Raw genomic sequence first — 26,892 nt, forward strand, 5'->3', positions numbered from 1 at the left:
TCTCCTTTAATTTTTTTAATTTAAATCCGAATGAAACAAATTTGTTTTTCCAAATTGTTTCTGAAAGACAATTAATTGTATAAATAGCATCATATATAAAGTTTTTCGAATGTAAGTGACTACTTTCATCGTTTTAAAGTAAATACTTACATTAAAATCAGTTAAATAAAAAAATAAAGTCAACTGGCAACTTTAAAATAAATTATTTAGTGATATCCCATTAAATTTTTTTATTTAAAATAAATAACATTTTCAAAATTAAAACAATTCAAGAAAGTTAAATCAATTTCTACAAAAATTAAAATAGGAAAACATTATAAACAAACAAAAACAAAATATAAATCATTATAACTTAATGAAGGTAATATAAGATGTCAAAACCTGTTGTTGCAATAACAAGGCCGAAAGATAGGGCGAAAAAGGCTTGTGAGATTGTAGAAAACATGGGTGGTGAGGCAATTCTTGCACCGACCCTTGACCTGCAACCTGTAAACAGCGATTCCTTAAAGGAACTTGTTTCAAGAAAGGATGAACTGGACTGGATTGTATTTACATCTCCAACCACAATCGTTTCCCTAAACAAATTTTATCCGGACTTTATAAAAACCCTCGACTGCAAACTTGCAGTCATTGGAAACAAAACCGGGAAACTGGCTGAAAAAAATGGATTGAATGTTGATTTGATGCCTGAAGACTTTACTGCAGAAGGACTCATTGAAGAGTTTAAAAAACGTGGAATTACTGATAAAACCATTGGAATCCCAAGGACAGCTTCCGCAAGACCTATTCTTCCTGAAGAGCTTGAAAAACTTGGAAACGAAATTATTCTTGCTGAAGCATACAAATCATTGTTCCCGATGGATGAAAAAGCAGTAAAGGAACTCATCTCAAAAATAGAAAATCATGAAATTGATGCAATTACATTTACAAGTCCGTTAACTGTTGAAAACTTCTTTGAAATAGCTGAAGACAAAAGCAAACTTGCAAAACTATTAAATGACAATCTGTTAACCGTTTGTATCGGCCCGATTACAGCAAGGGTTCTTGAAAAGTATGACATTTCCTATATTTACCCTGACACTTACACAGTTCCAGACATGATGGAATTATTATTCAAGACATGGAGAGAGAACAATGGATGAAAAAATAAGCATTATCTTACCGATTTTCAATGTTGGACCTCACCTTAAAGGAGGAATTGACTCTCTTATCAACCAAAGTATCGGTAATGAAAATCTGGAAATCATCATGGTCAATGACTGCTCAACAGACGGATCAGATAAAATCATCGATGAATACGCTGAAAAATACGATTGCTGCGTTGCAATCCATCATGAAACCAACAGCGGAGGAGCACACACCCCCCGCAATACAGGTATAGAAGCGTCAACCGGAGATTACATAATGTTTCTGGACCCTGACGACAGATATACTCCTGATGCATGTGAAGTGCTATACAATACAATCAAGAAATATGACACAGACATTGCATTTGCACGTTTTAGAAGGATATTCGAGTACGGAGGATACGTTCAGGAATCCTACTCACCATATGAGGCAGACCTTGAAAGCACATATCCTGATGAAACATTCGAGTCTGCAAATTTTTTGGATATCCCTGATATTCTGTGGGACAATGTCGTTGAAAGGATACTCTACGGAAAGACACTGGAGGTAACCTATCCGAGAGACGGACCTATTGACATAATACATGTAGACAACATCGAAGCAGAACCTGACCTTTTAAAGATACAGCCTTCCGTTTGGTGTAAAATATATAAAAGGGAACTGCTGATGGACAACAATATCCGTTTCCAGAAATATGTCACAGGAGACGACATGGCATTTACCCTGGAAACTTTCCTGAAGGCAGACGGAATCGTTTATCTCAACAACTTCATGAGTTACGATTACTACATAAGAGACCTTCCCGAAGACAAATCCATTACAAATACGGTTAATGTCAGACTCCTTGATGAGCTTATGGAAGCTTATATCTACTGCAGAAAACTTACTGAAGGATTTTCCAAGGAGATTCAGACAGTGTCACTGAATCCTCACCTGCTTCACTGGATGCATACCTGGAAAAATTCACCGTTTACAAAAGAGGAAAACAAACTGCTGCTTAAAAAAGTGAAAAAACTTAAAAAGATACATCAAAGCGATTTGAAAAGCAAGATGCTGATGAGCTCAATGACAACAGCACTTGAAACCGCTATATTTACCGCAAGGGAGTAAAGATTATGAAGGATTATAAATACGTGATTGTGGGAGCAGGACTTTCCGGCCTCACAATAGCTGAAAGAATTGCAAACGAACTGGATGAAGAAGTACTGATTATCGAAAAGCGTGACCATATCGGAGGAAACGTTTATGACTTTTATGATGACGGGATTTTAGTTCAAAAATACGGCCCGCACATCTACCACACAAGCGAAAAGAAGGTTCATGACTACCTTTCACAGTTTACCGAATGGAATGACTATGTACACAGGGTTCTAAGCTATGTGGACGGGAAACTTGTACCAATGCCAATATGCATCGACACCCTGAACGCTTTGTATGACCTTGACTTGGATGAGGAATCCATGAAGGAATGGATAGAAAATCACAAGGAAGACATCGATGAGGTCAAATCCTCCGAAGACGTCGTACTTAAAAATGCCGGCCGTGACATCTACGAAAAGCTTTTCAAAAACTACACCGAAAAGCAGTGGGGAACATCAGCCGCAAACCTGAGCCCTTCTGTCATTTCAAGAATTCCGTTCAGATTCAACCATGATGACAGATACTTTGCAGATACATATCAGGGAATGCCTAAGGAAGGGTTTACCAAAATGTGTGAAAACATGATTAAATCAGACAAGATTCATGTAGGCCTCAAGGCGGACTACAAGGATTATATTGATAAAATCAACTATGAAACCCTTATTTACACCGGACCTATCGATTACTTCTACGACTACAAGTATGGAGAGCTTTTATACAGATGCCTTAACTTCGTATATGAAATTCTGGATGAGGATTCATACCAGGACGTTGCGGTTGTAAACTATCCGAACGACCCTTACTTTACAAGAATAACTGAATTCAAGAAACTCACCTGGCAGGAAGTCGAAGGAAAAACTGCCATCATGAGAGAATATCCTGGATTCAACGGCGAGAAATGCTATCCTTACCCGACCCAGGAATATCTTGACAAATTCAAGTTATACGAAGCGGAAATGGAAAAAGAGGAAAACGTCATATTTTTGGGAAGACTTGCCAAATACAAATACTACAATATGGATTTGGTTGTTAAGGAAGCCCTTGAAGTATTTGAAAATCAAATCAAATAGGTGATAAGATGATTACAATCTGGCCACAATATTTAGACAAAAATCTATCCCTAAGCCAAGGCCGTAAGGTTTCAAAGGAAATTGCCGTTAAGGAACCTAGCCTTTCAGAAATTGAAAGGGCGCTTAAAAGGCTTGGATTGAAATACAATACCCATAATGAGGCTTCATACCCTGGAAAATGGTATGAGAAATCCGGAAGGATATTGGTCGAATGGGAAGACACAAAAATGGAATTACTTAAGACTGTAAGCTTAAAAATAAAAGAAATAAGAAACTGATTACTATGGAAATACCACAATTAATGCAGGAACAATATAAAAAAGCACGTGAGATTATCGAAAATGCCGAAAACATTAAGGTATACTCTCACATAGACTGTGATGGAATTTGTTCAGGCGCAATATTATCAACCATCCTAGACAGACAAAAAAAAGATCACGAAATAGAATTTGTAAACCTCGATGTTCTAGATGATTTGGACCTTAACCATGAACTGACAATCTTTTCTGATTTGGGTTCAGGCCAACGCATCGATACAAAAGCAAAAAAAGGCCAAAAGATTATCATCCTGGACCATCACCCTCCTTTAAGGGACCTTGATTATGCTGAGGACAAAGACTATACATATCTTGAAATCAATCCCATGCATCATGGAATAGATGGTTCATACTATGTTTGCGGAGGAGGACTGTGTTACTTTTTGGCCAAGGAATTTGGATATGACGATTTAAGCTGGATTGGAGTTTTATCCGCAATCGGAGATATGCAAAATACAAAATCCGGCCATTTTGAAGGACTGAACGAAATCATCCAGCAGGATGCAATTGACGGAGGATTTCTTGAAGTTACCAAAAATGACATAAACATCTACGGAAGAAACACAAGGCCTCTTTTTGTTGCCCTTTCTTACTTTAGCGATGTCAAATTGCCGATAACTGACAACACCAATGAAACAATGGCCGTTTTGGAAGAACTTGGAATCGATGAAAAACACAATAGGAAAACATTAAATCAACTGACCGTAGAGGAAAAGGGAAAACTATTCCAATACCTATTCAAAACCATCTCCAAAGTCGTTCCGGGAAAATATGTCCAATACATTCCGAAATTAATTATTGCCGATGCATATACATTCTTAAAGGAAGACCCCGACAGCTTTTTAAGGGACGCCTCCGAATTTTCGACTGCAATGAACGCATGTGGGCGAAATCATGAAGAGATGATTGCAATGGAAGTTCTCAAAGGAGACCGCATTATAGCCCTTGATGAACTTGAATCCGTCAGCAAAACTCACAAGTACAATCTTGCAACATCAATAGAAAGAATTACCGAAAGCGATGAAAACAGCATTATTGAAATGGAAAACCTTCAATATTTTGATGGGACAGGAATCAAACCTGAAATCGTTGGAACAGTTGCCGGAATGATTTTAGGCAAATGCAACTGGAAAAAACCGGTAATCGGTTTTACACAAACCGATGATAATGGACTTAAGATTTCACTTAGATGTTCACGTTTGCTTTCATATGATGGAATTCATTTCGGAAATATCATCAGGGAAGTTGCATCCGAAGTTGGAGGAAGTGGTGGAGGGCATTCTATGGCCTGTGGTGCATACATTCCTATTGAAAAAAAATCAGAATTCCTTGAATTATTTAATGAAAAACTAAACGGAACATTAACTAATTAATTTATATAGTATAACTGTAATAGATATACATATCAAGTATAATTGAGGAATGAAAATGATGAAAGCATTTAAAAAACGAGGTGCACTTACACATTTTCAAATATTAAGTGAAATATCAAAACAAGACCCTCATCTCAAGCAAAAAGATTTGGCTAAAACCCTTGGAATAACAATTCAGGCTGTTTCCGAGAATATCAAGACATTGATTGAACTTGGATATATCACTTCAAAAGATGGAAGATCACCTTACAAAATTACACAAGCCGGTATTGATAAAGTTAAAAAAGATGCCATAAGCTTAAGAAAATACTCTGATTCTGTTTTAGAAACAATGAATCATTATAAAACCATTTGGCCAGCTATAGCCAAAGAAGACCTTAAAAAAGAGGATATTGTTGGTTTATATATGGATAATGGAGTATTGTACGCGCATAAGAAAGAAGAAAACGCAACAGGCGTTGTTTTGGACGATGCTGAAAAGGACATGGACGTTTCATTAACTAACCTGACCGGAATTATTGACATGACCGTAGGTGAAGTAACTGTCATAAATGTTCCAACCATAAAAGACGGAGGATCCAAATCCACTGATTTAAACCTCATCAACAACGTTTATTTAAAAGGAACAAATACTGGAAAACCATTTGATAAAGTCGCAGTTGCTGGAACAGTTTCAAGAGCTATTGCAAAAAAATTAGGATTAAATATTGATATAGAGTTTGCTGCACCACAAGCTTCAGCAAACGCAGCCCGTAAAGGACTTAATATCATTGCAATATGTGTCGGAGACATGAGCAAAGCATTCACTCGCGAACTTGAAAATGAAAAAATCAAATACAACATTATTGACGGTGGAAAATAACTAATTTTCCCTTACTTTTTTTAATAAAGCCGCAGCCAATTCTTCAGTACTAATATCCTCTGAAGAATTCTTTTTTATTATATCCAAGTATTCTTGTAAATTATCAATTTTAATTGATTTTTTTACCTCATCCAAAACTCTCTTATTTTTGATATTTTCCAATTCTTCATCATCAGGAATATTTTTTTCTATAATTTGACCATCAGATGACTTTTTAATATTATTGAAGTTTATCAAATCTTCTTTTGAAACCAAAGTCAAAGCATAACCGGATTTACCTGCCCTTGCAGTTCTGCCTATTCTATGCACATAATCATCATAATTTGTAGACACATCATAATTAACTATGAATTCAAGATTGGAAATATCCAGACCCCTTGCGGCAACATCGGTTGCAACCAGAAATCTGACATTGGAATTTCTGAACTTGTTCATGACAATGTCTCTATGCTTTTGGCTCATATCACCATGAATAGCCTCTGCGGAATAACCATTCTTTTTCAATGATTTGAAAACAAAATCAACACCTTTTTTAGTATTGCAGAATACCAGTGCTGATTTAATGCCATAGGCATCAATAAGTTTCATGAAATCATCAAATTTATGCTTGCGGTTTGTTTTAAAAGCATGCTGAGTAATCTTGGGAATGTTTTTCCTGTCATTGGAGACTTTTATGAATTTTGGATTTTTCTGATATGCTTTGGCAATCTTTCTAATTTCAGTAGGCATTGTAGCTGAAAATAGCATTGTTTGTCTTTGTCGAGGAACATCAGTCAAAATTCTTTCAATATCCTGCCTAAAACCCATATCCAGCATTTCATCTGCTTCATCCAAAACAACACTTTCAACACCAATCAAATCAAGATTGCCCCTCTCGATATGATCTATCACACGGCCAGGAGTTCCGACAACAATATGAACCCCCTTCTTTAAAACCCTAGTCTGCTTTCCGATTGGCTGGCCTCCATAGACCGCCAGAACCTTAAGCTTTTTGATGTTCTTGCCGACCTTTGTGATTTCTCCTGCAACCTGCATACACAGTTCCCTTGTCGGACAAAGAATTATCGCCTGGGGAGACCTGTCCGGAATGAAAACCTTTTGAAGAACAGGAATTGCAAATGCGAGAGTCTTGCCTGAACCGGTTTGAGCCTGGGCAGTCAAGTCAAATCCCTTAAGAGCAGGTTTGATTGCGAGTTTTTGAATTGGAGTCAGTTTGGAAAACCCCATATCCCGAATAGCATTTTTTATTTCATCCAAAATGTTTAAATCATCAAAATTCATTATATTAATATTTAAAAAAATAGCTATTTAACATTATTGTGCAGGAATTCTCCGGCCTCTACAAGCCGGAGGGTTCAAAATTTAACTTTGATTGGTATGATTTTTGAGGAAATTCAGCCAGATACCTGAATATTTCAGGAGGACTGTTCAATATTCCCTCATCAGATGTTCTTTTCATGAATAAGTCCATCAGCTTTTTGTTGTTCGGTGATGGAATGGCATAACTGCTGCCATATTCCTTTATATACTTTTCCTTCAGTCCCGGAAAATGCTCATCAAGCTTAAAGTAGAAATACTCACGGTTTCCATGCCTTAAAGTCAAACCCATTTCAAAGCATATTATGCCATGCACATTACTTTCAACACAGTAATCCAAAATCTTTGAAATATTTTCGGGAGTATCGTTGATATAAGGTAAAATAGGACACAACCAGACAACAGTTGGAATTCCAACATCATTTAATGCATTCAATACTTCCACCCTTCTTGAAGTTCTGCAGACGTTCGGCTCTAAAATTCCACACAGCTCATCATCGGCAGTAGTCAGAGTCATCTGAACCACAACCTTAGATTTTTCATTGATTTTTTCAAGCAAATCCAAATCCCTTAAAATCAAATCTGATTTTGTTATGCATGTAAATCCAAATCCGTATTTGTAAATCAGTTTCAGAGCCCCCCTTACATATTCCAAATGATTCTCAAGGGGAATGTAGGGGTCGGTCATTGCCCCTGTTCCGATCATGGATTTTGGTCTTTTAAGAAGTTCCTTTTTTAACAGCTCCAGGGAATTTTTCTTGACCTCCACATCCTCAAATGCATGGTCCATACCGTATACACTGCTTCTTGAATCACAGTATATGCACCCATGAGTGCAGCCACGATACAAATTCATTCCGTTATTGCTGGAAAGTATACTTTTTGATTGTGTGTAATGCATGAAATTAATTTTAGAAATTTTAATATTTAAAATAAATGAGAGAGCATTTGTAAAGTAATAAGTATTACAAAATACAAACTAACATTATGGAACAAAAAAACATTACAGAATATGCAAAGGAATATGAAATTAAAGACCACCCTAACATTAAAGGTCTTCAAATTATTGAAGGGAAAAACAATTTCCCCATTAGTTGGCTCAACCAGCAAGGATATTGTGAATACCAGCTATATCTCGAATACATGAAAGGTATCGAAACTCCTGCAACACCTCAAATGACACATGGAAGTGACATCCACCACCAGCTTGAAGACATCTTCAAACAGGATGCCACACCGGCAACATTCGAAGAGGCGGTTGAACAGTCAAAAGAGAAAGCCTCAATGTCAAGAGAATGCTTTGTAGTAGCTCCTGAATATGGAATAAGAGGATACATAGATGAAATATGGATGAAACCGAATGAAATCGTAATAATCGATGACAAACCGGGCCGTACACCCTACCTCTCAACAATGAATCAGGTCAGAGCATATTGTCTTGCATACAAAAGCATGACTAATGATACAAGAAAAATCAAGGCAGCTCTCAGAGAGCGCGGAACAGAAAACCTGTTTTGGATTGAAATATTCACACCTGAAATCGAAAATGAAATAAAATTCACAATCGAAAGAATGCACGGATTATTCGATGGCTCAAAACCGTTCATACCAACCAAAAATCCGAACAAATGCAGATCATGCAGATACAAACGTTACTGCGAACATTACAAGAAAGAGTAGTATGGACAAGAAAAAAATTTCAATAATATTACTGGCAATATTTTTAATTACAATAGGTCTTACAGTGGCCAATCTGTTTTTGGAAGATTCGAACACAATAGAAAACAAAACAGGAAATCTGACCATTGGCAATAAACTCATACATTATGATCAGGCCGGCAAATGCGTTGAAGTTATTGACGGAAATACAATTCAGGTTTACGGTGTGGGAAAGGTTCAGCTGACACAGGTAAACACACCAAAAAGCAACGAAGCCGGATATAGCGATGCAAAAAAATTTGTCGAAGACAAATGCCTTGGAAAAACAGTATATCTTGATATAGACGACAAGCAGCCCAAAGACAAATACGGCCGTACACTGGCCATAGTATACACACAAACAGACGATATAAACAAAGAGATATTGGATGAAAACCTGGGAGAAATTTCCTATTTCGAACCAAGCGAATTTGAAAAAGGGAAAGTTTGACTAAACTGCCCTATTCAATCCCAAATAAATCTTATTTTTCTTATAAACTTTATCCAATATTTCATTCCATTCTTCAACACTTATACGTCCCTTATTCGGAATCAAACTATCCAATGATGATTCAGTGACATTTAAAATATCTGCCAAAACATAAGATAATGCCCTTCCGGTCAATGACAGTTCATAAGGATCATAACCTGTCACCGTCAAAACCCAAATATTGTCCTTTGAAGAGCTGTTGTATTCCTTTCTGAGAGCATCAAACCAACTGGCTATTCTGCTGTCATCACTACCGACTGCAGAACCTATGGAAATATAGAAGTCTTCACCTGAAAATTCGATTTTAGAACAAGCATTATTAATTTTATCTTTAAGTTCAGGCGAATCCAAATCCAAATCATATTCATTATTAGTTATAGTATCAGCCAAATAGTTTTCAATTTCCTTGATATTCTTGAAATATCCAATAGGTTCCAGCTTGTCAGGGTCCCTATCGCATAAATCATAGATTAAATCCTCATCGACTTCACAAATCTCATATCCGTCCAGCTTATGAGACTTGTATTCCTTAAAGTCTATACAATAATTTTCCAAATCGTCCTTGTTTAAATACCAAAGAACCTGAACTTTTTTTATCATAATTACCTAATTTATTGCATTAACGACAACAGTCCTTGTAATTTTGTTGAATAATCTATCTGAATTCATGATTCTTCCAATCAGCCAGTCGAAAATAATTGGAATCCAATAGATTTTTGTTAGATTTCTTACAATCGCTTGGGCTAATGAAATATTAGAACCGTTTAGTGATCTGACTTCCAGATACATCAATGCTTTTCCGACAGTTGCACCTTTTGCCTTTTCTAAAACAACAAAATATATAAATCCCAAAATAGGTGCAATGAATGGGAAAGGAGCATAATATGAAGACAAATCAATAGGTGCAACTACAAAAGACACCAACAATGAAATAATCCACATGACTGCGGAAATCACAAAGAAATCTATTATATATGCAACTATCCTTCTTGAAAATACACTTGCCATGTTCATCACCTTAACAAACTCTAGGAACTGGATCGGCAATTGGGGCTTCTAAAATTCTTTCACCACCAATAGGAGTGTTGACAATAACATATTCTCCTTCAACAACCTCGCCGATTATTGCGGCATTTTCACCATATTTTTCACCTTTGATGGCTTCCAGGATTTCTTCAGCCTTATCAGCCTTAACTCCCATAACCACTTTCCCCTCATTGGCTACTTCAAATGGGTCAATACCCAACATTTCAGATACAGCATGAACTTCTTGCCTTATTGGAATTGCGTCTTGTTCTAAAACTACACCGACACCCGCTTTAGATGCCATTTCATTTATTGCATTAGCGAAACCTCCACGTGTAGGGTCTTTCATTGCTGTAACTCCTCCAATGTCCAAAGCTTTTTTGATAATATTCCACATAGGAGCCACATCAGATTTCAAATCTGTTTCAAAACCGAAACCTTCTCTGAATGACATTAAACTCATACCATGGTCGCCCAAACTGCCTGTAACGATGATTTTATCTCCTACCTCCAAAGTTGAATCACGAATAACTTCACCTTTTTTGGCAATACCGATACCTGTGGTTACCATAACAATTCCATCAAGCTTATCCTGAGGCATCACCTTTGTATCACCGGTAATGACTGCAACATCAACTTCTTCACAAGTTGCATTAAGTGATTTCATGATTTTATCCAAATCATCTATTGGAAATCCTTCCTGCATGATAATTGCATTGGAAATTGCTAATGGACGAGCCCCCATAACTGAAACATCATTGATTGTTCCTGCAGCAGATATTCTTCCAATATCTCCGCCAGGGAAAAATAACGGATCAATAGTATGACCATCTGTAGTCACTACAATTTCCCAATCGTCAATCGGAATTGAAGCTCCATCATCCAAGGCCTCTAAACTAATACCACCGTTGACACTTTTTTTAGTGATATTATCTAAAACAGTACTGGCAATCAAATTTGCCATTACCTCTCCACCTGCACCATGATTCATACTAATTTTTTCATCTGACATTTTATCTCCTAATATAAATTATCATTAAAATATTATATTAAAACAAGTATATAAAAATAGTTAAAAAAATTTAAAAAAAAAGAGAAATTAAATATTTAAAAAATATTTAAATTAAAATTCCGTTAATAACTCCATCCTGACCAGGTCTGGATGTTACTTTAGCATTACCTTCTGGAGTTTCTACAATAGCCCCTTTGGTAATGATGTTCCTTCTTACGTAGTTAGGGTTTGCAGTGTTTTCGATTACTCCAAGAATGTCTAATAATTGGGATTTACCGTTGGAATCAGTTACATTGATTTTGTTACCGGTAGCTAACCTGAGTTTTTCGTTTCCACCACGGGTTCTGATTTTTCTTAATTTTTTTTCATCTAATCTAGTTTCAGCAGGATCTCTTCCTAATTCAGATTTCCTTTTTCCACGGTTTGCAACATTTCTTGCACCGGATGGACTTCTTGTTGATTTTCCTTGAGAAATTGCCATTATTTCACCTAAATAAATATAATTAATAATTAATAATCGCAGTCAATAAGCCTCTTTCAAATTAAAACCATCTGCAAGATAATTGATAGCCTAATTTTGAGAGCAAAAAAGAGCCTTAAAGAATAATGATAATAAAATATTACTTTATCATTATATATAAATGTTTTATTTTTCAGCAAAAAATAGTTAAATTTATGATTTATGATTTAAAATAAAATCATCAATCAACTTGTCGAAATCTTCCTCTGAGATATTTTCATCTGATGCCGCTTTCAGGATTTTCTGAATTTCCTCTTCACTGACATCATCCCCCAACAAATCAATCAGCAATTCCCTTAAATCACCGTCATCAATGTATGCCTCAGCGTTTGAAGTCATAATATGTGATGTTTCGCCATCATCATAAATATAATAAGGAATTTCTCCCATTCTAATCACTAATCCTCATCCGGAAATTCATAGTATACTATACCATACGGATCATCATCAAAATACCATTCATTAGGTTCAAGGATTTCATCATCCTCTTCCAGAACAATATCCTCTCCGTCTTCGCCTTCTATTTGAAATACGATGTTAACATCTTCACCCAGCTCTTCCAAATCGATTCCCAATTCATCCAAATCGATTACTATTTCATCATCATCACTTTCAGGTATGACAATTACAATTTCGTCTCCAGGTTGAACATTAATTTTTTCATTATTCAAATTATCACCTTAATGATTTGTTAATTAATTTATCATATTCTTCATATTTAAAACTTAGTTGAAAAAAGATAGTAACTAATAGTTACTATCGATTTCAAAATTGATGTTTGGAATTCCGAAGTCGTTTTTGCATTTGATTGAACAGATTTTCAGATTTTCAATAGACATTGTAAAGTAAAGACAGATGCTGTCACAGTCAATGCCTATCCTGACATTGGAATTTTCTAAAACCTGTTTTGAAATATTGAAAACCTCAGAAGCCCTGTCAACCAGTACTGAAGTCGGAATGTTGTTTTTGTCAATGCTTAAAAAAACACCTTCAGAGATGCCATAGTTGGCACAATATCCATTTCTACCATCAATTTTTGCAACGAACGTGTCGTTTATCTCATCATAACTTGAAATCAATCTTTCTTTTTTCATGTTATCAACTCCATAGCTTATTATATTTCTTTTAAAATATAAATATTGACCAAGAGCATTTGATAAGTAATATCTGATGTTTTTAAGGTAAATAAAGTAATTTTAAGGCAATGAAATTGAAACAGTTTCACAAAATTGACCTACAAACAAATATTAACCACCTTTAATAAAATAGTAATAGGTGTAAAAATTGGTTAGTGAAAGCCCCGAACAGATAGCCCTGGAAGCTGAAATTAAAAATCAAGCTCAAAAATTCATCACATACCTCAATTCCACATTACCCGAAAGCATGGAACTTGAATATGAAGGATTTTACAGAAGAGGATTTTTTGTAAGCAAAAAGAGATATGCAGTTATAGAAGACGGCGAAATTATAGCCAAAGGTCTGGAATTGGTTAGAAGGGACTGGGCACCAATTGTTAAAAAAACACAGGAAGAAGTTTTAATGGCCATATTAAAAGAAGGAGATTCTGACAAGGCAATAAAGGCCGTTAAAAAAGTATTGAAAAGAATCAAAAATGGTGATGTCGATAATAAGGAACTGATTATCCACACACAAATCACAAAGCCTCTTGACAAGTACAAGCAAGTCGGACCCCATGTTGTTGCGGCAAAAAGAATTGAAGAACATGGAATCAAAGTAACAAGAGGAACCATCATCCAATATATAATCATCAAAGGCAAAGGATCAATCAGCCAACGCGCAATTCCCTACGAATACAGTGAAGGCTATCAGTATGACAAGGACTATTACATCAACAACCAGCTAATCCCTGCAGTTGAAAGAATCATGTATGCTTTCGGATATACAAAAAGAGACCTTGAAGATATGGCTCGCGGTGAAGTCCAACAAAGTCTTGATGCATTCTTCTAAAAAAACTTAAATATTTTTAAAATTAAAATAAGATTCATATGATAAACAATGATGACCGTGTAGTTTTTTTCGATATTGATGGCACATTGCTTGACACTACGGATTTTGCTGAAACCGCAAGAAAAGCAGCCATCGGACTGATGGTAGATAACGGCCTACCTTTGGATAAAGACGAAGCGTATGGGGTTTTGAAAACAATTATCCGTGAAAAAGGATCAAATTATGGAAGACACTTCAACATGCTGACACAAGTTGTTTTAGGCCATGAAGACCCTATGCTTGTGGCTCTTGGTATGATTACATACCACAATGTTAAAATGGCGCTTTTAAGGCCATTTCCAGAAACAATCAATACATTGATATATCTTAAAAGTCAAGGATACCGTTTGGCAGTTATATCCAACGGAATCACAATCAAACAATGGGAAAAACTAGTTAGGCTAAATATACATTCATTTTTCGATGCAGTAATCACCTCAGAAGAAGTTGGAAAAGAAAAACCTCAAAAATTAATTTTTGATGTTGCACTTAGAAAAATGAACGGAAACCCTGAAAAATCCGTAATGATTGGAAATAAATTTAAAGCAGATGCATTAGGTGCAGTCAATGCTGGACTGAGTGCTATTTTAGTAAATTCCGACGTTACAGAAGACGACAGGGAATTTATAAAAAGAGAAAATTTAGATATTACTATTGTTGATGATATTGGTGATGTCAATACAATACTCTAATCACCAAAACCACTTTTTTTAAAACTCGAGTTCCAATGTCACAGGACAGTGATCGGAACCATAAATTTCATTTAGAATTTTAGCAGACTTGACGTTGTCTTTTATTTCTTCATTCACGTAAAAATAATCAAGTCTCCACCCTGCATTCCTTTCACGTGCACGGGTTCTGTAGCTCCACCAGGTAAAGTTGTTTTCACCTTCATCAAACATTCTGAATGTATCTACAAATCCTGCATTTTCAAGTTCATCCAGCCATGCGCGCTCTTCAGGAAGATAACCTGACTTTCCTTCACAGTTTTTAGGATTGTAAACATCAATTGGATTGTGGGCAATATTATAATCCCCAGTGATGACTATGTTTTTGCCTTCCTCTTTAAGTTCAACCAACTGTTTTAAAAGAGCGTTACAGAAATCGACCTTATAATCAAGTCTTTTTGCGTTCATTCCGCTGTTTGGGAAATAAATGTTGTATAATATAAAATCAGGATAGGTAATTTTTAAAACCCTTCCTTCCATATCCAGTTCATCTATGCCCAGTCCTTCTTCAACTTCAACTGGTTCTATTTTGGAAAATGTTGAAACACCACTGTACCCTTTCTTTTCAGCTTCATTGAATGATTTATGATACTCCTCAACATCAATCAGTTTTTTTGGAATCTTGTCCTGGGTTGCCCTTACTTCCTGGAAATTTAGAATGTCCGCATCGGTATTTTCAAACCAATCCCAAAATTCCTCTTTTTTGGTAACAGCCCTGATTCCGTTAACATTCCAGGAAACCAGCTTTATAAACATTATAACTTAACTCCTTTGTCAAGAGGCAATTCGCGAAGCCATTTAATATCGCTTTTGTAAAGCATACGAATATCTTCAATATCGTATCTTATCATTGCAAGCCTTTCAATTCCCAAACCAAAAGCAAGTGCAGGCTGGTTGATGCCCAACGGTTTTAACACTTCAGGCCTGAACATTCCAGCACCACCAAGTTCAATCCAGCTTTCCTTCTCTTCAAGATATATTTCAGTTTCGGTTGACAGATAAGTGTAAGGGAAATATGCAGGTCTGAATCTTACTTCAAATCCTAATTTTTTATAGAACTCTTTTAAAGTGCCTAAAAGATTCTGATAACTGATGCTTTCATCACATACCAGTCCTTCAACCTGATGGAACTCAGGCAGGTGTTTGTAGTCAAGGGTTTCTCTTCTGAATACCCTTCCGACTGAAAACATTTTGATTGGAGGTTCATGTTCAAAGAGATGTTTGGTTGATATTCCGGTGGTGTGAGTTCTTAAAACGCTTTGGCGTGCAATGTCCTCACTCCAGTCATATTGCCAGCCAATGGAACCGGTATCTGCACCGGTTTCATGGGTTTCTGCTGTGAGTTTTACAAGAGCATCATCAGGCAGATCACATGTTAAAGGATTTTTAAGATAGAATGTATCCTGCATTTCACGGGCAGCATGGTCTTGAGGCTGGAAAAGTGAATCAAAATTCCAGAATGCTGATTCAACATACTGTCCGTTGTCTTCGGAAAATCCCATATTCAAAAAGATTTCCCTTATCTCATCAATGATTATCCTCAACGGATGTTTTTTGCCTGCAAATACTGTAGGTGCTTCCGCTGTAATGTCATATGGACGATATTCCAATTCTTTCCATGCGTCATCTTTAAGGTGTTCATGAGTTAATTGAGTAGCCTGTTCTTTTATGGTAAAGCCTTCCTTAAGAATTGCTTCTCCTTTAGGCAAGAGTTTAAAAGAGTGTGAGGTCTCTTTTTTAACATTCAATATATTTTTTCTGCCTGTCAATTTTTTAAATCCTTCTCTTAAATCATCAGTGAAAAGCTTGACTCCATCGGCATTCATCTTAAGATAGTCCAGAACCTTTTCATCAACATCGATTTTTGAAACAAAATCCTTACCGACATCAGTTATGTTGATTTCACCTTTATCTATTTGAGCCCAGTTTTTACGGCGTAACCAGCCCAATGCAATATTTGCTTCTTTTTTATCAAGATCAGCCTCTTTTGCCAAATCCTTCATATGAATGTGCTGTTTAGTAGCCAAAGCATTGAGAATTTTTCTTTCAGGAAGTCCGTTTTCAGCATATTTGAGTCCGTCTTCAGTTAAAGTGTAGGTTTTTTGAACCTCTTTGTCCACTTCGATAATGTCTTTGGATGCAAGTGAACCGGCAGCACTCATGACCGCTTTGATATCCATGCCTGCATTTTCTGCAATAGCCTCTGGAGTGGCTTCCGGGTTTATTTCCAGTTCTTTTAAAAGTTTCTTTTCATAAATATGCAATTCACTAATGGTTTTTTTAATATCCTCACTCATTTAAACACCATAAATTAAGATTAATAATATGATAATATATGATTAAAGTGATTTATAAAGATAGTGTAAAAACAGAAAAAATTGTAAAAAATATTAAATAGAAAATAAAAAAGAAATCCGCAGGATTTCCCTATTAAAAAAATCATTCAAAATTGGATTTCAGATAGCTTACAAAAATGGAAGCTGCTGTCAAATCTGCAGTTGTTCCCGGATTGTATTTATTCTTGAAGAGATAGTCGTCGAATTCACCTACCTTTTCAATGAAATCAGGACTGTCCTTTAAGTTAAGAAGATCCCTTGTCATCATTGATATCTTCATGGCCTCATCGGAGCCATATTTTCTTGAAATCAATGTATCAGGAACCTGTGACAATATTGTCAGGAATGTCAAAAGGCAAGCCTCATTTTGAGTTTTTTCGCCTTTGAGTTCATGATAGGTAGGATATCCTATTTCAAATACAGCAGGCATGTCTGATGTCATTTCACGTGCAAGCATGTCCCATGGAGCTGAAATTTTTAAAACATCATACATTGTCTGATTATTATCTCGCAATTCCTGTTTTGCACTGTCGCTTGCAACATCATACTCATCCTGGTCACCCATTCCACCGGCATCAGCAATATTGATTGCATCGTAAAGGTCACATGCATCATCAACTGATGTGTTTGCCATTACTAGCTTGATGTTTTCACGAATATCATCAAATGAATCACTTATGGCTGCTGCAACCGCAATTGGTGTTGTCATCATTACGATTCCAAGGTTTGTGTTGTTTTTAATCCATCTGTCAGTTTCTGCTACTGCCTGAAGAATGTATTTTCCAAGTTCAGGATTTTCCACATCAATATCACTGCATGCTTCTCGTATTGAATCTCCAATCACGATTCCGCTTATGATAAAATCTTCAAATTCCATATCATCATAGTCACGTGTTCTGTGGACATTGCCCGGTTTTGGATAACCGCTGACTTCAAGTGCTGAAGCAATCTGCGCTATTTTTGCTATTTCATTTGCGTTCATTCTATCATCTCATTTAAAAGAATATACGGTGCGAAATTAGTGATTATTAAATCTGCTCCTGCCCTTTTAATTGAAAGTAAAGATTCCAAAATGGCCCTTTCAGTTAAAAATCCTTTTTCAATAGCAGCCATAAGCATTGCATATTCCCCACTTACATTATATGCAACCAGAGGTAGCATGAACTCATCACGGACCATACGTACAACATCAAGGTAAGGAAGTGCCGGCTTTACCATTAGAAAATCGCATCCCTCAATTACATCCAGCTCACATTCTCGGATAGCCTCAACAGCATTAGCAGGATCCATCTGATAGGATTTCCTGTCTCCGGCATGAGGTGATGAGCAGGCAGCTACCCTGAACGGTTCATAGAATGCTGAGGCATATTTTGCAGAATATGACATTATCATGACATTGTAAAATCCGTTCTCATCCAGGATTTCACGGATTGCACCTACCCTTCCATCCATCATGTCTGAAGGAGCTACGATGTCGGCTCCGGCTTCAGCGTGGGAAAGTGCGACTTTTGCAATGTATGGAAGTGTTTCATCATTCAGTATCTCAATTCCATCATCAGTATCCTCGTTTTCCACAATCATTCCGCAATGACCATGGGATGTGTATTGGCATAGGCACACATCTGTAATTACTACAAGGTTTGTTTCCTTTTTAAGCCTTCTTACAGCTTTTTGAACAATTCCAGTTGCTGAATAATCTGGAGTAGCTATCTCATCCTTTGTATCTTCAGCAGGTATTCCAAATACGATAATTGACTTTAATCCTTTTTCTTCAAGACATTTTGCAAACTCAATACCGCTGTCCAGAGAGTATCTGAATTCACCAGGAAGGGATGAAATTTCTTCCTTTTCATCTCCCTTAAGCTCTTCTTTAAAATAAATCGGATAAATCAAATCTTTCTTTTCAAGTTTTGTTTCACGTACGATATCTCTAATTTTTGCATTTTTTCTAAGTCTTCTCATTCTTGTAACTGGGAACTGCATAATAATCACTTGCTTTATAATTTTATTTAACGACTATTAAAAATGTTTAGTTTTGACCAGATATTGAAAAATTCAATAAAATTCAGATAAATTTAAAACGTGCACGGAAAAAATTATTTATATTTTTCATGGGATATTGAAAGGGCACCCGAATATAGAATTAACATACATGCAATGAAAAACATTTGTTAAAATTTAAAGATATAAAAACTTTAAAATACAAACATTACACCAATTGCAAAAAAGAGGCCAAACATGTCAAATACAATTGGAGAAAAATTTAAAATAACAAGTTTCGGGTCAAGCCACGGCGTTGCAGTAGGTGCAGTTGTTGATGGCTGTCCTGCAAATCTTGAACTGACCGCAGAAGATATACAAAAGGAACTGAACAAAAGAAAACCAGGAACCAGCAGTGTAACCACTCCAAGAAAAGAGTCTGACGAAGTGCAAATCCTTTCTGGAATATTTGAAGGAAAAACCGACGGAACTCCGATAACCGGAGTAATCTTCAATAAAAATCAGCACTCAAAAGACTATTCAATGTTTAAAAGTACACCACGTCCGTCCCATGGGGACTTTGGCTGGATGATGAAATACGGAAACTATGATTACAACGGCGGAGGAAGAGGAAGCGGCAGAATCACTATCGGCCATGTCATCGGTGGAGCAATAGCCAAAAAGCTTTTAAAAACACAGGGTATTGAAATCGTTTCACATGTTACTCAAATCGGTGATGTTAAAGCATCCGCACAAGATTTCAACACGATAAAAGAAAACATCGATAAAAATCCCGTTCGCTGCGGTGACATGAAAGTGGCAAGTGAAATGGAAGAACTTATTTTAGCTAAAAAACAGGAAGGAGATTCTGTTGGAGGAATTGTTGAAACAATAGCCGTTGGAGTGCCAAAAGGTCTTGGTGAACCTGTCTTTGAAAGACTTGATGGCGATTTGGCCAGAATCCTTATGAATATTGGTGCTGTTAAAGGTGTTGAAATAGGCCTCGGATTTGGCGTTTGCAATAAAACAGGTTCTGAAATAAATGACGAGTACCAAATTGAAAATGATGAAATAACTACAAAGTCAAACAATTCAGGAGGAATAATTGGTGGAATGAGCAATGGAATGCCTATTGTTTCAAGAATTGCTGTTAAACCAACCCCATCCATTTCAAAATGTCAGAATTCAGTCAATCTGGAAAAAATGGAAAATGAAAAAATAGAAATAAAAGGCAGACACGATCCGTGTATCTGTCCTAGGGTTACAGTTGTAGCCGAATCAAGCACTGCAATCATTCTTGCAGACCATATGATTCGCTCAGGATTCATTCACCCTACTAACCTCAAAAAACAAATCTAATTTTTTTTCATGAATGAAACTTCATCAAATTCATGATTTTTGAAAGCTGTCTGGTAGGAATTCCTTCTTTCGTTGTTGAACAGCTTATGGTTTACACTGTGACTTGGTGAATTGACATCCTTAAGGGATATCAGGCGGAATCTCTTAGGATTGTTGTAGTTCACATTGAATGACAAACCATCGAATGCTGCAATAGTCTTAACGCCAGTCTGCTTTGAAATCTTTTTGGCTTCAGTGACAGGGTTGCTTGAAATCATTTTCAAACCCAAATGAGTCATGACTGCAACTTTTGGTTCTACTTCATTGATTAGATTAATGAAATCCAAAGTGCACATATGCCCGTTGATTGACTTGTTGCCAGGTCTCAGCACACTTGCAATCAGAATGTCACTGCCCTTGTGGTCTTCTGCAAGTCCGTCAAAATAGCCCGTATCTGAAGTATATGAGACCTTAAAACCGTTATAGTCTATCTGGAAACCTGAACCTGTAGGGTCACCGTGATTTGTCCGTGTCCCCTTAACCTGAATATTGTCCACCTTTTCAAACTTATCAGGTTTCAGCACAACCAGCCTGGAATTTGACTGATGGTATTTGGAGATGCAAGGTCCCCATTGATCATAACCGTTCAAAACACTGTCGCTTCCAAATATAGTGCCGTATTTTCGAGTCATTCCTCTTGTCATAGCTTCAATTAGAACTTCAGCATCATTATAATGGTCAGTATGAGCATGAGAGACGAAAACACCACTTAAGTTACGGGGATCAAAACCAAATTGGTAAGTTCTTACAAGCGCTCCTGGACCCGGGTCGATATGATAGTTTTTACCTCCCAGATTATCTATACGGAATCCTCCAGTCATCCTGCGCTGTGAAATAGCGGAAAACCTTCCACCACCACTTCCTAAAAATGTTATTTTCATTTAAATCCCCAATCACAATGAACATAATATTATATCGCATTTGAGGGCGGACTTGTCTTTCTTAAGGCATAAATCTTCATTTTCAATGATGACCTTATCACCTATTTTGACATTGTCACTTTCTGTGAACATCAAAACATTTTGGCCAGGGGCTGCAAGCTGTTTCCAGTTACCGTCCATTGCCTGTGTTTTATCATTCAATTGAACAAGAAGCATATTTCCATCAATGGAAACTACTTTGCCGACTTCGCCTTTATCAATTATCTTGTTAGCCATGTCAATTGCGATATTCTGCTGAACTAATTTTTCAGTCAGATCCTGTCTAAACTTAACCAATACCTTAATATCATTATCGATAGTGATGTTGAGATGCCTTTGAGCTTCGGATGCATTGAACTTAGGCTGTTGGATTAATGTATCAAAGTGAGAACCAACAGTTGGAGTTTTACTGGAAACTTCTTTTAAAATGCCTTCGAACACTTCACCCATATATTTTAAACTTTGGGAAGCTTTCCATTTACTTTGAATAAGGCCTTGAGCTAACTGTTTTGCATAATCATTTCCGAAAATAATTATCCCTTTTTCTCCAGCTTTACGTGACTGTGTCTCAGAACCCAATATCTCAACTATCTGATAACCGTTTGTGGTTCCGTAAATACGTCTTCTTTTTGTTTCAAATGTTCCTTTTGTACTTACTTCACCCCTAACACAATTTCCAACAATCTTTAATTTGTTTGCATCATCAGTGATTTTGATTGAAATTCCCAATTCACCTGCCCTTTTTAGAAATTCATCATCACTACTGATTTCACCTGAATATAATTCTTTTTCTAATTCATCTAATCTTTGCTTATCACCAAAATATCCTATCTTTCTTTTATCTCCGGCCATTACACATCCTTTTTTTCCAATATATGCAATAATTAAGCTCATATTATCCCTTTAATCAGATATTTTATTTTCATAAAATATCAAAAGTTTATTTAATCATATGTATTTATATTTATTATCTATTAAATAGTTTAACTGAAAAAAACATGTTTTTAAAATATCACCAAATTACTTTTTTTGAAAAAAACAATTACTTTTTTTAAAATATCTAAAAAAGAATAGACAAGCATTAAAATTATCCAATAAGAAATTTGCATATATATTTAAATATTAATAAAACCTTATATTATATTATAATAATTCTTAATAATTTATCATTATAAATTGATGGTAAATTAAGAAAAATTATAAGGAGAAAGACATATGAAAGATCTCAATAAGATGTTTAAACCTGAATCCGTGGCAGTAATTGGTGCATCCAATACTCCCGGTAAAGTTGGATACATCATTGTCGACAACCTCATCAATGATGGATTTGAAGGCAAAATATATCCAGTAAACCCAAAAGGTGGAGAGATTTTAGGTAAAAAAGCATATGCTAACATTAAAGATATACCTGAAAAAGTAGACTTAGCAATAATTACCATCCCTGTTGCATTTGTAAACCCTACTGTTAAGGAATGTGGTGAAGCAGGTGTGGAAAATATGGTTGTTATTACTGCAGGTTTTAAAGAAGTAGGAGAAGAAGGTGCTAAATTAGAGGCAGAATTAACAGCACTCGGTGAAGAATACGGTATAAACATTATTGGACCAAACAGTTTAGGAATTACTGACTCCCACACTCCTTTAAACGGATCATTTTCACAAATGATGCCACCAACCGGAAATATGGCATTTATTTCACAAAGTGGAGCTATGATGGTAGCAATTATCGATTGGAGTGTAACTTCAGGAATCGGATTTAGTAAAGTTATCAGTTTAGGAAACAAAGCAGGAGTTACTGAAATTGAACTGCTGCAATACCTTGCAGAAGACGACGAAACCAACGTAATTATCTGTTACCTTGAATCAATTTCCGATGATGAAGACTTTGTCAGAACAATGAGAGAAACCGCTCACAAAAAACCTATCATCGTGCTCAAATCAGGTTCAAGCTCAGCAGGAGCAGCAGCCGCATCATCACATACAGGAGCACTTGCAGGAAGTGACTTAGCATTTGATACTGCATTCAGACAATCCGGAATCATGCGTGTGGAAACCATGGCAGAACTGTTTGACTTAGGTCTTGCATTCTCCAAAGCACCGCTTCCAAAAGGAGACAATGTAGCCATCATTACAAATGCAGGTGGTGGCGGAGTACTTACAGTAGACGCAATGGAAAAGGCAGGATTACAACTTGTTCAATTCGATGAAGAAACTACTGCCAGATTAAAAGAATGCGTAACTGAAGAAGGTAGTGCCAAAAACCCTATTGACGTATTGGGAGATGCACCTGTAAGCAGATACAAAGAATCTCTGGAAATAGTATTGAGCCAAGATGAAGTTGACAGTTTAATCGTTATGGTATGTCCTACCGCATCAGCAGATCCTGACGGAATTGCAAATGCAATCCTGGAAGAAAGAAAAGAATTCGACAAACCGATTATTGTTGTAAACATGGGTGGGCCATCATTTGAAGCAGCAAATGACGCTTTAAGGGAAAATGGTGTACCAACATATGTATTCCCTGAAACTGCAGTAACTGCACTTGAAGCAATGACAAGATATGCAAAACTCGAAGAAAGAGAATATGACGATGTTGTCGAAAATGTTTCAGATGTTGATAAGGATGCAGTTAAAGCAATATTCGACAAAGTTAAAGCTGACGGAAGAGATACATTGCTCGGTAGTGAAGCATACGCAGTTGCTGAAGCATACGGAATTTCAGCAGCACCAATCAAACTTGCAACATCCGCAGATGAAGCTGCAGACCTTGCAGAAGAAATGGAATTCCCTGTTGTGCTAAAAATCGCATCAGACAAAATCCTGCACAAATCCGATATCGGAGGTGTAAAAGTAGGAATTGCAAGTGCTGAAGAGGCAAAAGCAACATATGATGAAATCATTGCAAACGCCAATAAGGCACACCCTGACATCATTCCTGACGGTGTGGAAGTTCAAAAAATGATGGATTCAGGTGAAGAAGTCATTGTAGGTATGATTCGTGACAAACAGTTCGGCCCTATGATTGCATTCGGTATGGGCGGAATCTACGTTAACCTTATTGAAGATGTTTCATTCAACCTTGCAAAAGGTATGAGCTCTCAGGAAATTGATGAACAAATCGATTCTACAAAAGTATCCAAATTGCTTGCAGGATACAGAGGAGAAGCTCCTTGTGATGTTGAAGAAGTTAAGGAAGCTATCAAAAGAGTAGCTAGATTAACTTTAGACTTCCCTGAAATATCTGAGTTAGACATCAACCCAATCTTCGTCTACGAAGAAGGTTCATCTGCACTCGATATCAAAATCAAATTATAATTTCTCACATGAGAAATTAACTCTTTTTTTCTTTTTTTATACCCTAAAAGGTGATTTTATGGACGGTGAAATTGATTTAGAAACTTATACCATTTCCATAATCAGATTAAATTCTGCTTTAGAAAAGATAGATAATAATGAACCAATTTCAGATATTAAAGAAATGTTTCATGAAAGCTTCATTGATTTAAACAATTTATACAATGAAATTGTTGAAGACTTAAATCATGATGAAGTCAACATCAACGAATACTACCTGTTTTTCTCAAACGGAAAGCAGATTTTTCCACAATACATTGAAATTCTTAAAAGTATTGACAATGAAGATCTTGATGAGGAGATTACTTCATTAATGCAGGTTTTCAATAGTTTAAATAAAATAGCTGAGCCTTTCTCAACAAATGATATGATAAAATGAATTATGATTTAAGTAAAGTAGGGATTGAACCTGAAATCCAGTATGAATGCATCACAACAACCATCAATGAAGACGGAGTTAAAAATGCGGGCGTCTTTTCATTCAGGTACCTTGGTGAAGACAAAGTATTTTGCAGAATCTTTGAAGGATCAAAAACCCTAAAAAACATACTAAATACTAATGAATATGTAGTTAACATTACCCAAGACCCATTGATTTTTACCTATGCTACACTAGATTGCTTGGGCGATGAATATTATACAACAGATGATGACATAGTCATCATTAAAAACACCCCTGCTTACATTATTGTGGATGTTGAAAATATTGAGAAAAAGAGACCTGATGACTTTCCAGTCAATGGCGACAAAAACATATATTTCATCACAGGAAAAATCAGAGATTTTGTAATCAATGACAAAAATGCTTGTGCATTCAACAGAGGCCTGCCTGCACTTATAGAATCACTTGTCAGTTTTTCAAGATACAAAATTGTTGATGATGCACAAAGAAAAGTCTATATGGACAAGCTGATTGAAAATCAGAGAGTAATTAATAATGTTTCAGATGAAAAAACAAAAAAAGCCATTGCCTATCTAAAATCAGAATACGAAAAAAATAAAAAAAATAAGCATAGTTAAATAACTATGCTTCCCAGTAAAGTTTGTCTTGAGGTATGGTACTGTTTAAAATACCAATATCCACTTCAAGTTTTTGGAATTCATCCACATCAGATTTGAAATCTTTATCAATACCTGAGATGAATGGGAAACTTTCTAATGAGAGAGCTTCTAACTCTTCATCGGATACAATATCTTTTGGCAAGAGTTTTACAACTGCATCAGAACTACCGTTCATAATGTTATCATTAATGAAGTCAGTAGCTTCTTTGTGTATAGCTATAATATCTTTTGTAGTATTTTCATGGTTTTTGATAAAGTCATCAGATGCTACAACTACACAACATGGATGGTCAGGCAAGATTTCAAATGAATCGGCTAAAACCTTATTTCCGGATTGATTTTCAGCAATGCTTACATAAGGTTGGAAAGTGATAATTCCGTCAATCTGTTTGGTTTTTAAAGCATCATTCATTGAAGGTACTTTCATAGCGGAAATATTCAAATCGCTAGTAGACAATCCGTTTTCTTTCAAGTAGTATGAAAGCAATACATATTGAATTGAAGCTTCACCAGGAGTAGCAATTGATTTACCTTTTAAATCAGCTGCAGAGTTGATTCCTGACTCTTCAGTTACAACGATTCCACTACCTTCAGTTTGAGCGGAAGAAATAACTTTAACAGGAACTCCTTTTTCTACAGAAGATAAAACAGGAGCAATTCCCACATATCCTATATCGACTTCACCACTGGCCATAGCAGTCATCAAGTCGCCACCGTTATTGAACTGTACAAGTTCAGTAGTAATGTTTTTTTCAGCGTATTTACCTTGTGCATCAGCTACAAATAATGCTGCATCGTGGTCTGAAGGTAAATAACCTATTTTTACAGTGTCATCAGATCCCCCACCTAAAAAGTCCAAGAAACCTGCACTGGCTGCACCCATTACTAAAAATGCCGCAAGTGCCAACACTAATACAAATGTAATTTTCTTATTCATTCATTATCACCGAATTAAATATGTTACATTAAATAGTATTAATTGAGTACTATTTATAAATTACTTTAAAAAGTAATTAACAATTGTTATATTGAATCCCTGATTTTAATATAATATTTAAATGTATTTAAAGTTATTGTAAAAAAAATAAGATAATGAGTCTGTCCAATAAATAATTTTTTCTAATTTTTTATTTTTTTACTAATTTTTCGTTGTAGAT

The 26,892-nt window shown here is 36.0% G+C and carries 30 protein-coding genes; 14 read left to right on the forward strand and 16 right to left on the reverse strand.

Translation table 11 applies throughout. The annotated features are described in order from the left end of the window. Window positions 1-371 precede the first annotated feature (371 nt). From ACKI2P_RS01910 to ACKI2P_RS01935, 6 genes are read left to right on the forward strand one after another with little or no spacing between them, the layout of a single operon-like run. Window positions 372-1,142 (forward strand): uroporphyrinogen-III synthase, encoded by a 771-nt coding sequence (locus tag ACKI2P_RS01910; RefSeq protein ID WP_407374559.1) that lies wholly within the window; start codon window positions 372-374, stop codon window positions 1,140-1,142. Beyond that, window positions 1,135-2,238 carry a glycosyltransferase family 2 protein gene (locus ACKI2P_RS01915; RefSeq protein ID WP_407374560.1) on the forward strand — a complete coding sequence of 368 codons (1,104 nt, stop codon included), beginning with the start codon at window positions 1,135-1,137 and terminating at the stop codon, window positions 2,236-2,238. Before ACKI2P_RS01910 ends, ACKI2P_RS01915 begins: the two co-directional genes overlap by 8 nt. 5 nt (window positions 2,239-2,243) lie before the next feature. Continuing rightward, window positions 2,244-3,338 (forward strand): UDP-galactopyranose mutase, encoded by a 1,095-nt coding sequence (gene glf, locus ACKI2P_RS01920; RefSeq protein WP_407374561.1) that lies wholly within the window; start codon window positions 2,244-2,246, stop codon window positions 3,336-3,338. Between the two features lie 8 nt (window positions 3,339-3,346). Then, window positions 3,347-3,616, forward strand: coding sequence for a signal recognition particle subunit SRP19/SEC65 family protein (locus ACKI2P_RS01925; protein ID WP_407374562.1), 270 nt, complete (start codon window positions 3,347-3,349; stop codon window positions 3,614-3,616). Window positions 3,617-3,621: 5 nt separating this feature from the next. Continuing rightward, window positions 3,622-5,028: a single-stranded-DNA-specific exonuclease RecJ gene (recJ, locus tag ACKI2P_RS01930; protein ID WP_407374563.1), complete on the forward strand. Its 1,407-nt coding sequence runs from the start codon at window positions 3,622-3,624 to the stop codon at window positions 5,026-5,028. A gap of 58 nt (window positions 5,029-5,086) precedes the next feature. Then, complete coding sequence (locus ACKI2P_RS01935; RefSeq protein WP_407374588.1) at window positions 5,087-5,890, forward strand: winged helix-turn-helix transcriptional regulator; 804 nt, start codon at window positions 5,087-5,089, stop codon at window positions 5,888-5,890. Here ACKI2P_RS01935 and ACKI2P_RS01940 read toward each other — a convergent pair whose 3' ends face one another. Continuing rightward, entirely contained in the window at window positions 5,891-7,171 is a 1,281-nt protein-coding gene (locus tag ACKI2P_RS01940) for a DEAD/DEAH box helicase (RefSeq protein ID WP_407374564.1), read from the reverse strand. A 58-nt stretch (window positions 7,172-7,229) separates the two neighbouring features. Next, window positions 7,230-8,108 carry an SPL family radical SAM protein gene (locus tag ACKI2P_RS01945; protein WP_407374565.1) on the reverse strand — a complete coding sequence of 293 codons (879 nt, stop codon included), beginning with the start codon at window positions 8,106-8,108 and terminating at the stop codon, window positions 7,230-7,232. 86 nt (window positions 8,109-8,194) lie between these two features. On the opposite strand from ACKI2P_RS01945, the gene ACKI2P_RS01950 reads away from it, so the two are divergent. Continuing rightward, on the forward strand, window positions 8,195-8,887 hold the full coding sequence (locus ACKI2P_RS01950; protein ID WP_407374566.1) for a PD-(D/E)XK nuclease family protein: 693 nt from the start codon (window positions 8,195-8,197) through the stop codon (window positions 8,885-8,887). Window position 8,888: 1 nt separating this feature from the next. Beyond that, the gene (locus ACKI2P_RS01955; RefSeq protein WP_407374567.1) at window positions 8,889-9,356 is read left to right on the forward strand and encodes a thermonuclease family protein; all 468 of its coding nucleotides are present in this window, start codon (window positions 8,889-8,891) and stop codon (window positions 9,354-9,356) included. On the opposite strand, the gene ACKI2P_RS01960 is transcribed toward ACKI2P_RS01955, so the two are convergent. The 7 genes from ACKI2P_RS01960 to ACKI2P_RS01990 all read right to left on the reverse strand — a co-directional run bounded on the left by ACKI2P_RS01960 (window position 9,357) and on the right by ACKI2P_RS01990 (window position 13,047). Beyond that, window positions 9,357-9,995 (reverse strand): hypothetical protein, encoded by a 639-nt coding sequence (locus ACKI2P_RS01960; RefSeq protein WP_407374568.1) that lies wholly within the window; start codon window positions 9,993-9,995, stop codon window positions 9,357-9,359. Between the two features lie 6 nt (window positions 9,996-10,001). Further along, complete coding sequence (locus ACKI2P_RS01965; RefSeq protein WP_407374569.1) at window positions 10,002-10,403, reverse strand: RDD family protein; 402 nt, start codon at window positions 10,401-10,403, stop codon at window positions 10,002-10,004. Between the two features lie 10 nt (window positions 10,404-10,413). Next, entirely contained in the window at window positions 10,414-11,433 is a 1,020-nt protein-coding gene (hypE, locus tag ACKI2P_RS01970; protein WP_407374570.1) for a hydrogenase expression/formation protein HypE, read from the reverse strand. A gap of 106 nt (window positions 11,434-11,539) precedes the next feature. Continuing rightward, entirely contained in the window at window positions 11,540-11,914 is a 375-nt protein-coding gene (locus tag ACKI2P_RS01975) for a 30S ribosomal protein S8e (RefSeq protein WP_407374571.1), read from the reverse strand. A gap of 192 nt (window positions 11,915-12,106) precedes the next feature. Beyond that, a complete protein-coding gene (locus tag ACKI2P_RS01980) occupies window positions 12,107-12,352 on the reverse strand; it encodes a hypothetical protein (RefSeq protein WP_407374572.1) in 246 nt (81 codons plus the stop codon). Continuing rightward, complete coding sequence (locus tag ACKI2P_RS01985; RefSeq protein ID WP_407374573.1) at window positions 12,352-12,624, reverse strand: hypothetical protein; 273 nt, start codon at window positions 12,622-12,624, stop codon at window positions 12,352-12,354. Before ACKI2P_RS01985 ends, ACKI2P_RS01980 begins: the two co-directional genes overlap by 1 nt. A 75-nt stretch (window positions 12,625-12,699) precedes the next feature. Beyond that, a complete protein-coding gene (locus ACKI2P_RS01990; RefSeq protein ID WP_407374574.1) occupies window positions 12,700-13,047 on the reverse strand; it encodes a hypothetical protein in 348 nt (115 codons plus the stop codon). A 190-nt stretch (window positions 13,048-13,237) separates the two neighbouring features. Here ACKI2P_RS01990 and ACKI2P_RS01995 point away from each other — a divergent pair, with 190 nt between their 5' ends. Beyond that, complete coding sequence (locus ACKI2P_RS01995) at window positions 13,238-13,921, forward strand: DNA polymerase domain-containing protein (protein ID WP_407374575.1); 684 nt, start codon at window positions 13,238-13,240, stop codon at window positions 13,919-13,921. 38 nt (window positions 13,922-13,959) lie between these two features. Then, window positions 13,960-14,652 (forward strand): TIGR02253 family HAD-type hydrolase, encoded by a 693-nt coding sequence (locus tag ACKI2P_RS02000; protein ID WP_407374576.1) that lies wholly within the window; start codon window positions 13,960-13,962, stop codon window positions 14,650-14,652. A gap of 18 nt (window positions 14,653-14,670) precedes the next feature. On the opposite strand, the gene ACKI2P_RS02005 is transcribed toward ACKI2P_RS02000, so the two are convergent. From ACKI2P_RS02005 to hemB, 4 genes are all read right to left on the reverse strand, one after another. Next, on the reverse strand, window positions 14,671-15,444 hold the full coding sequence (locus ACKI2P_RS02005; protein ID WP_407374577.1) for an exodeoxyribonuclease III: 774 nt from the start codon (window positions 15,442-15,444) through the stop codon (window positions 14,671-14,673). Next, the gene (locus tag ACKI2P_RS02010; protein ID WP_407374578.1) at window positions 15,444-16,985 is read right to left on the reverse strand and encodes a phenylalanine--tRNA ligase subunit alpha; all 1,542 of its coding nucleotides are present in this window, start codon (window positions 16,983-16,985) and stop codon (window positions 15,444-15,446) included. Before ACKI2P_RS02010 ends, ACKI2P_RS02005 begins: the two co-directional genes overlap by 1 nt. 142 nt (window positions 16,986-17,127) lie before the next feature. Beyond that, window positions 17,128-18,006: a triphosphoribosyl-dephospho-CoA synthase gene (locus tag ACKI2P_RS02015; protein ID WP_407374579.1), complete on the reverse strand. Its 879-nt coding sequence runs from the start codon at window positions 18,004-18,006 to the stop codon at window positions 17,128-17,130. Continuing rightward, on the reverse strand, window positions 18,003-19,007 hold the full coding sequence (gene hemB, locus ACKI2P_RS02020; protein WP_407374580.1) for a porphobilinogen synthase: 1,005 nt from the start codon (window positions 19,005-19,007) through the stop codon (window positions 18,003-18,005). Before hemB ends, ACKI2P_RS02015 begins: the two co-directional genes overlap by 4 nt. Window positions 19,008-19,262: 255 nt before the next feature. Between hemB and aroC the strand changes: the two genes are divergently transcribed. Next, window positions 19,263-20,363, forward strand: a complete 1,101-nt coding sequence (aroC, locus tag ACKI2P_RS02025) for a chorismate synthase (RefSeq protein WP_407374581.1) — start codon at window positions 19,263-19,265, stop codon at window positions 20,361-20,363. Here aroC and ACKI2P_RS02030 read toward each other — a convergent pair. Further along, the gene (locus tag ACKI2P_RS02030) at window positions 20,360-21,283 is read right to left on the reverse strand and encodes an MBL fold metallo-hydrolase (RefSeq protein WP_407374582.1); all 924 of its coding nucleotides are present in this window, start codon (window positions 21,281-21,283) and stop codon (window positions 20,360-20,362) included. The two genes, aroC and ACKI2P_RS02030, sit on opposite strands and share 4 nt — an antisense overlap. 12 nt (window positions 21,284-21,295) lie before the next feature. Further along, window positions 21,296-22,216 (reverse strand): DUF2121 domain-containing protein, encoded by a 921-nt coding sequence (locus tag ACKI2P_RS02035; RefSeq protein ID WP_407374583.1) that lies wholly within the window; start codon window positions 22,214-22,216, stop codon window positions 21,296-21,298. 321 nt (window positions 22,217-22,537) lie between these two features. Here ACKI2P_RS02035 and acs point away from each other — a divergent pair, with 321 nt between their 5' ends. From acs to ACKI2P_RS02050, 3 genes are read left to right on the forward strand one after another with little or no spacing between them, the layout of a single operon-like run. After that, the gene (gene acs, locus ACKI2P_RS02040) at window positions 22,538-24,634 is read left to right on the forward strand and encodes an acetate--CoA ligase alpha subunit (RefSeq protein ID WP_407374584.1); all 2,097 of its coding nucleotides are present in this window, start codon (window positions 22,538-22,540) and stop codon (window positions 24,632-24,634) included. Window positions 24,635-24,692: 58 nt separating this feature from the next. After that, window positions 24,693-25,052, forward strand: a complete 360-nt coding sequence (locus tag ACKI2P_RS02045; RefSeq protein ID WP_407374585.1) for a hypothetical protein — start codon at window positions 24,693-24,695, stop codon at window positions 25,050-25,052. Further along, window positions 25,049-25,693 (forward strand): DUF447 domain-containing protein, encoded by a 645-nt coding sequence (locus tag ACKI2P_RS02050; protein ID WP_407374586.1) that lies wholly within the window; start codon window positions 25,049-25,051, stop codon window positions 25,691-25,693. Before ACKI2P_RS02045 ends, ACKI2P_RS02050 begins: the two co-directional genes overlap by 4 nt. A gap of 4 nt (window positions 25,694-25,697) precedes the next feature. Here ACKI2P_RS02050 and ACKI2P_RS02055 read toward each other — a convergent pair whose 3' ends face one another. Then, the gene (locus ACKI2P_RS02055) at window positions 25,698-26,672 is read right to left on the reverse strand and encodes an ABC transporter substrate-binding protein (RefSeq protein WP_407374587.1); all 975 of its coding nucleotides are present in this window, start codon (window positions 26,670-26,672) and stop codon (window positions 25,698-25,700) included. Window positions 26,673-26,892 lie beyond the last annotated feature (220 nt).

The organism is Methanobrevibacter sp. (assembly GCF_045541095.1).
Taxonomy (GTDB): Archaea; Methanobacteriota; Methanobacteria; order Methanobacteriales; family Methanobacteriaceae; genus Methanocatella.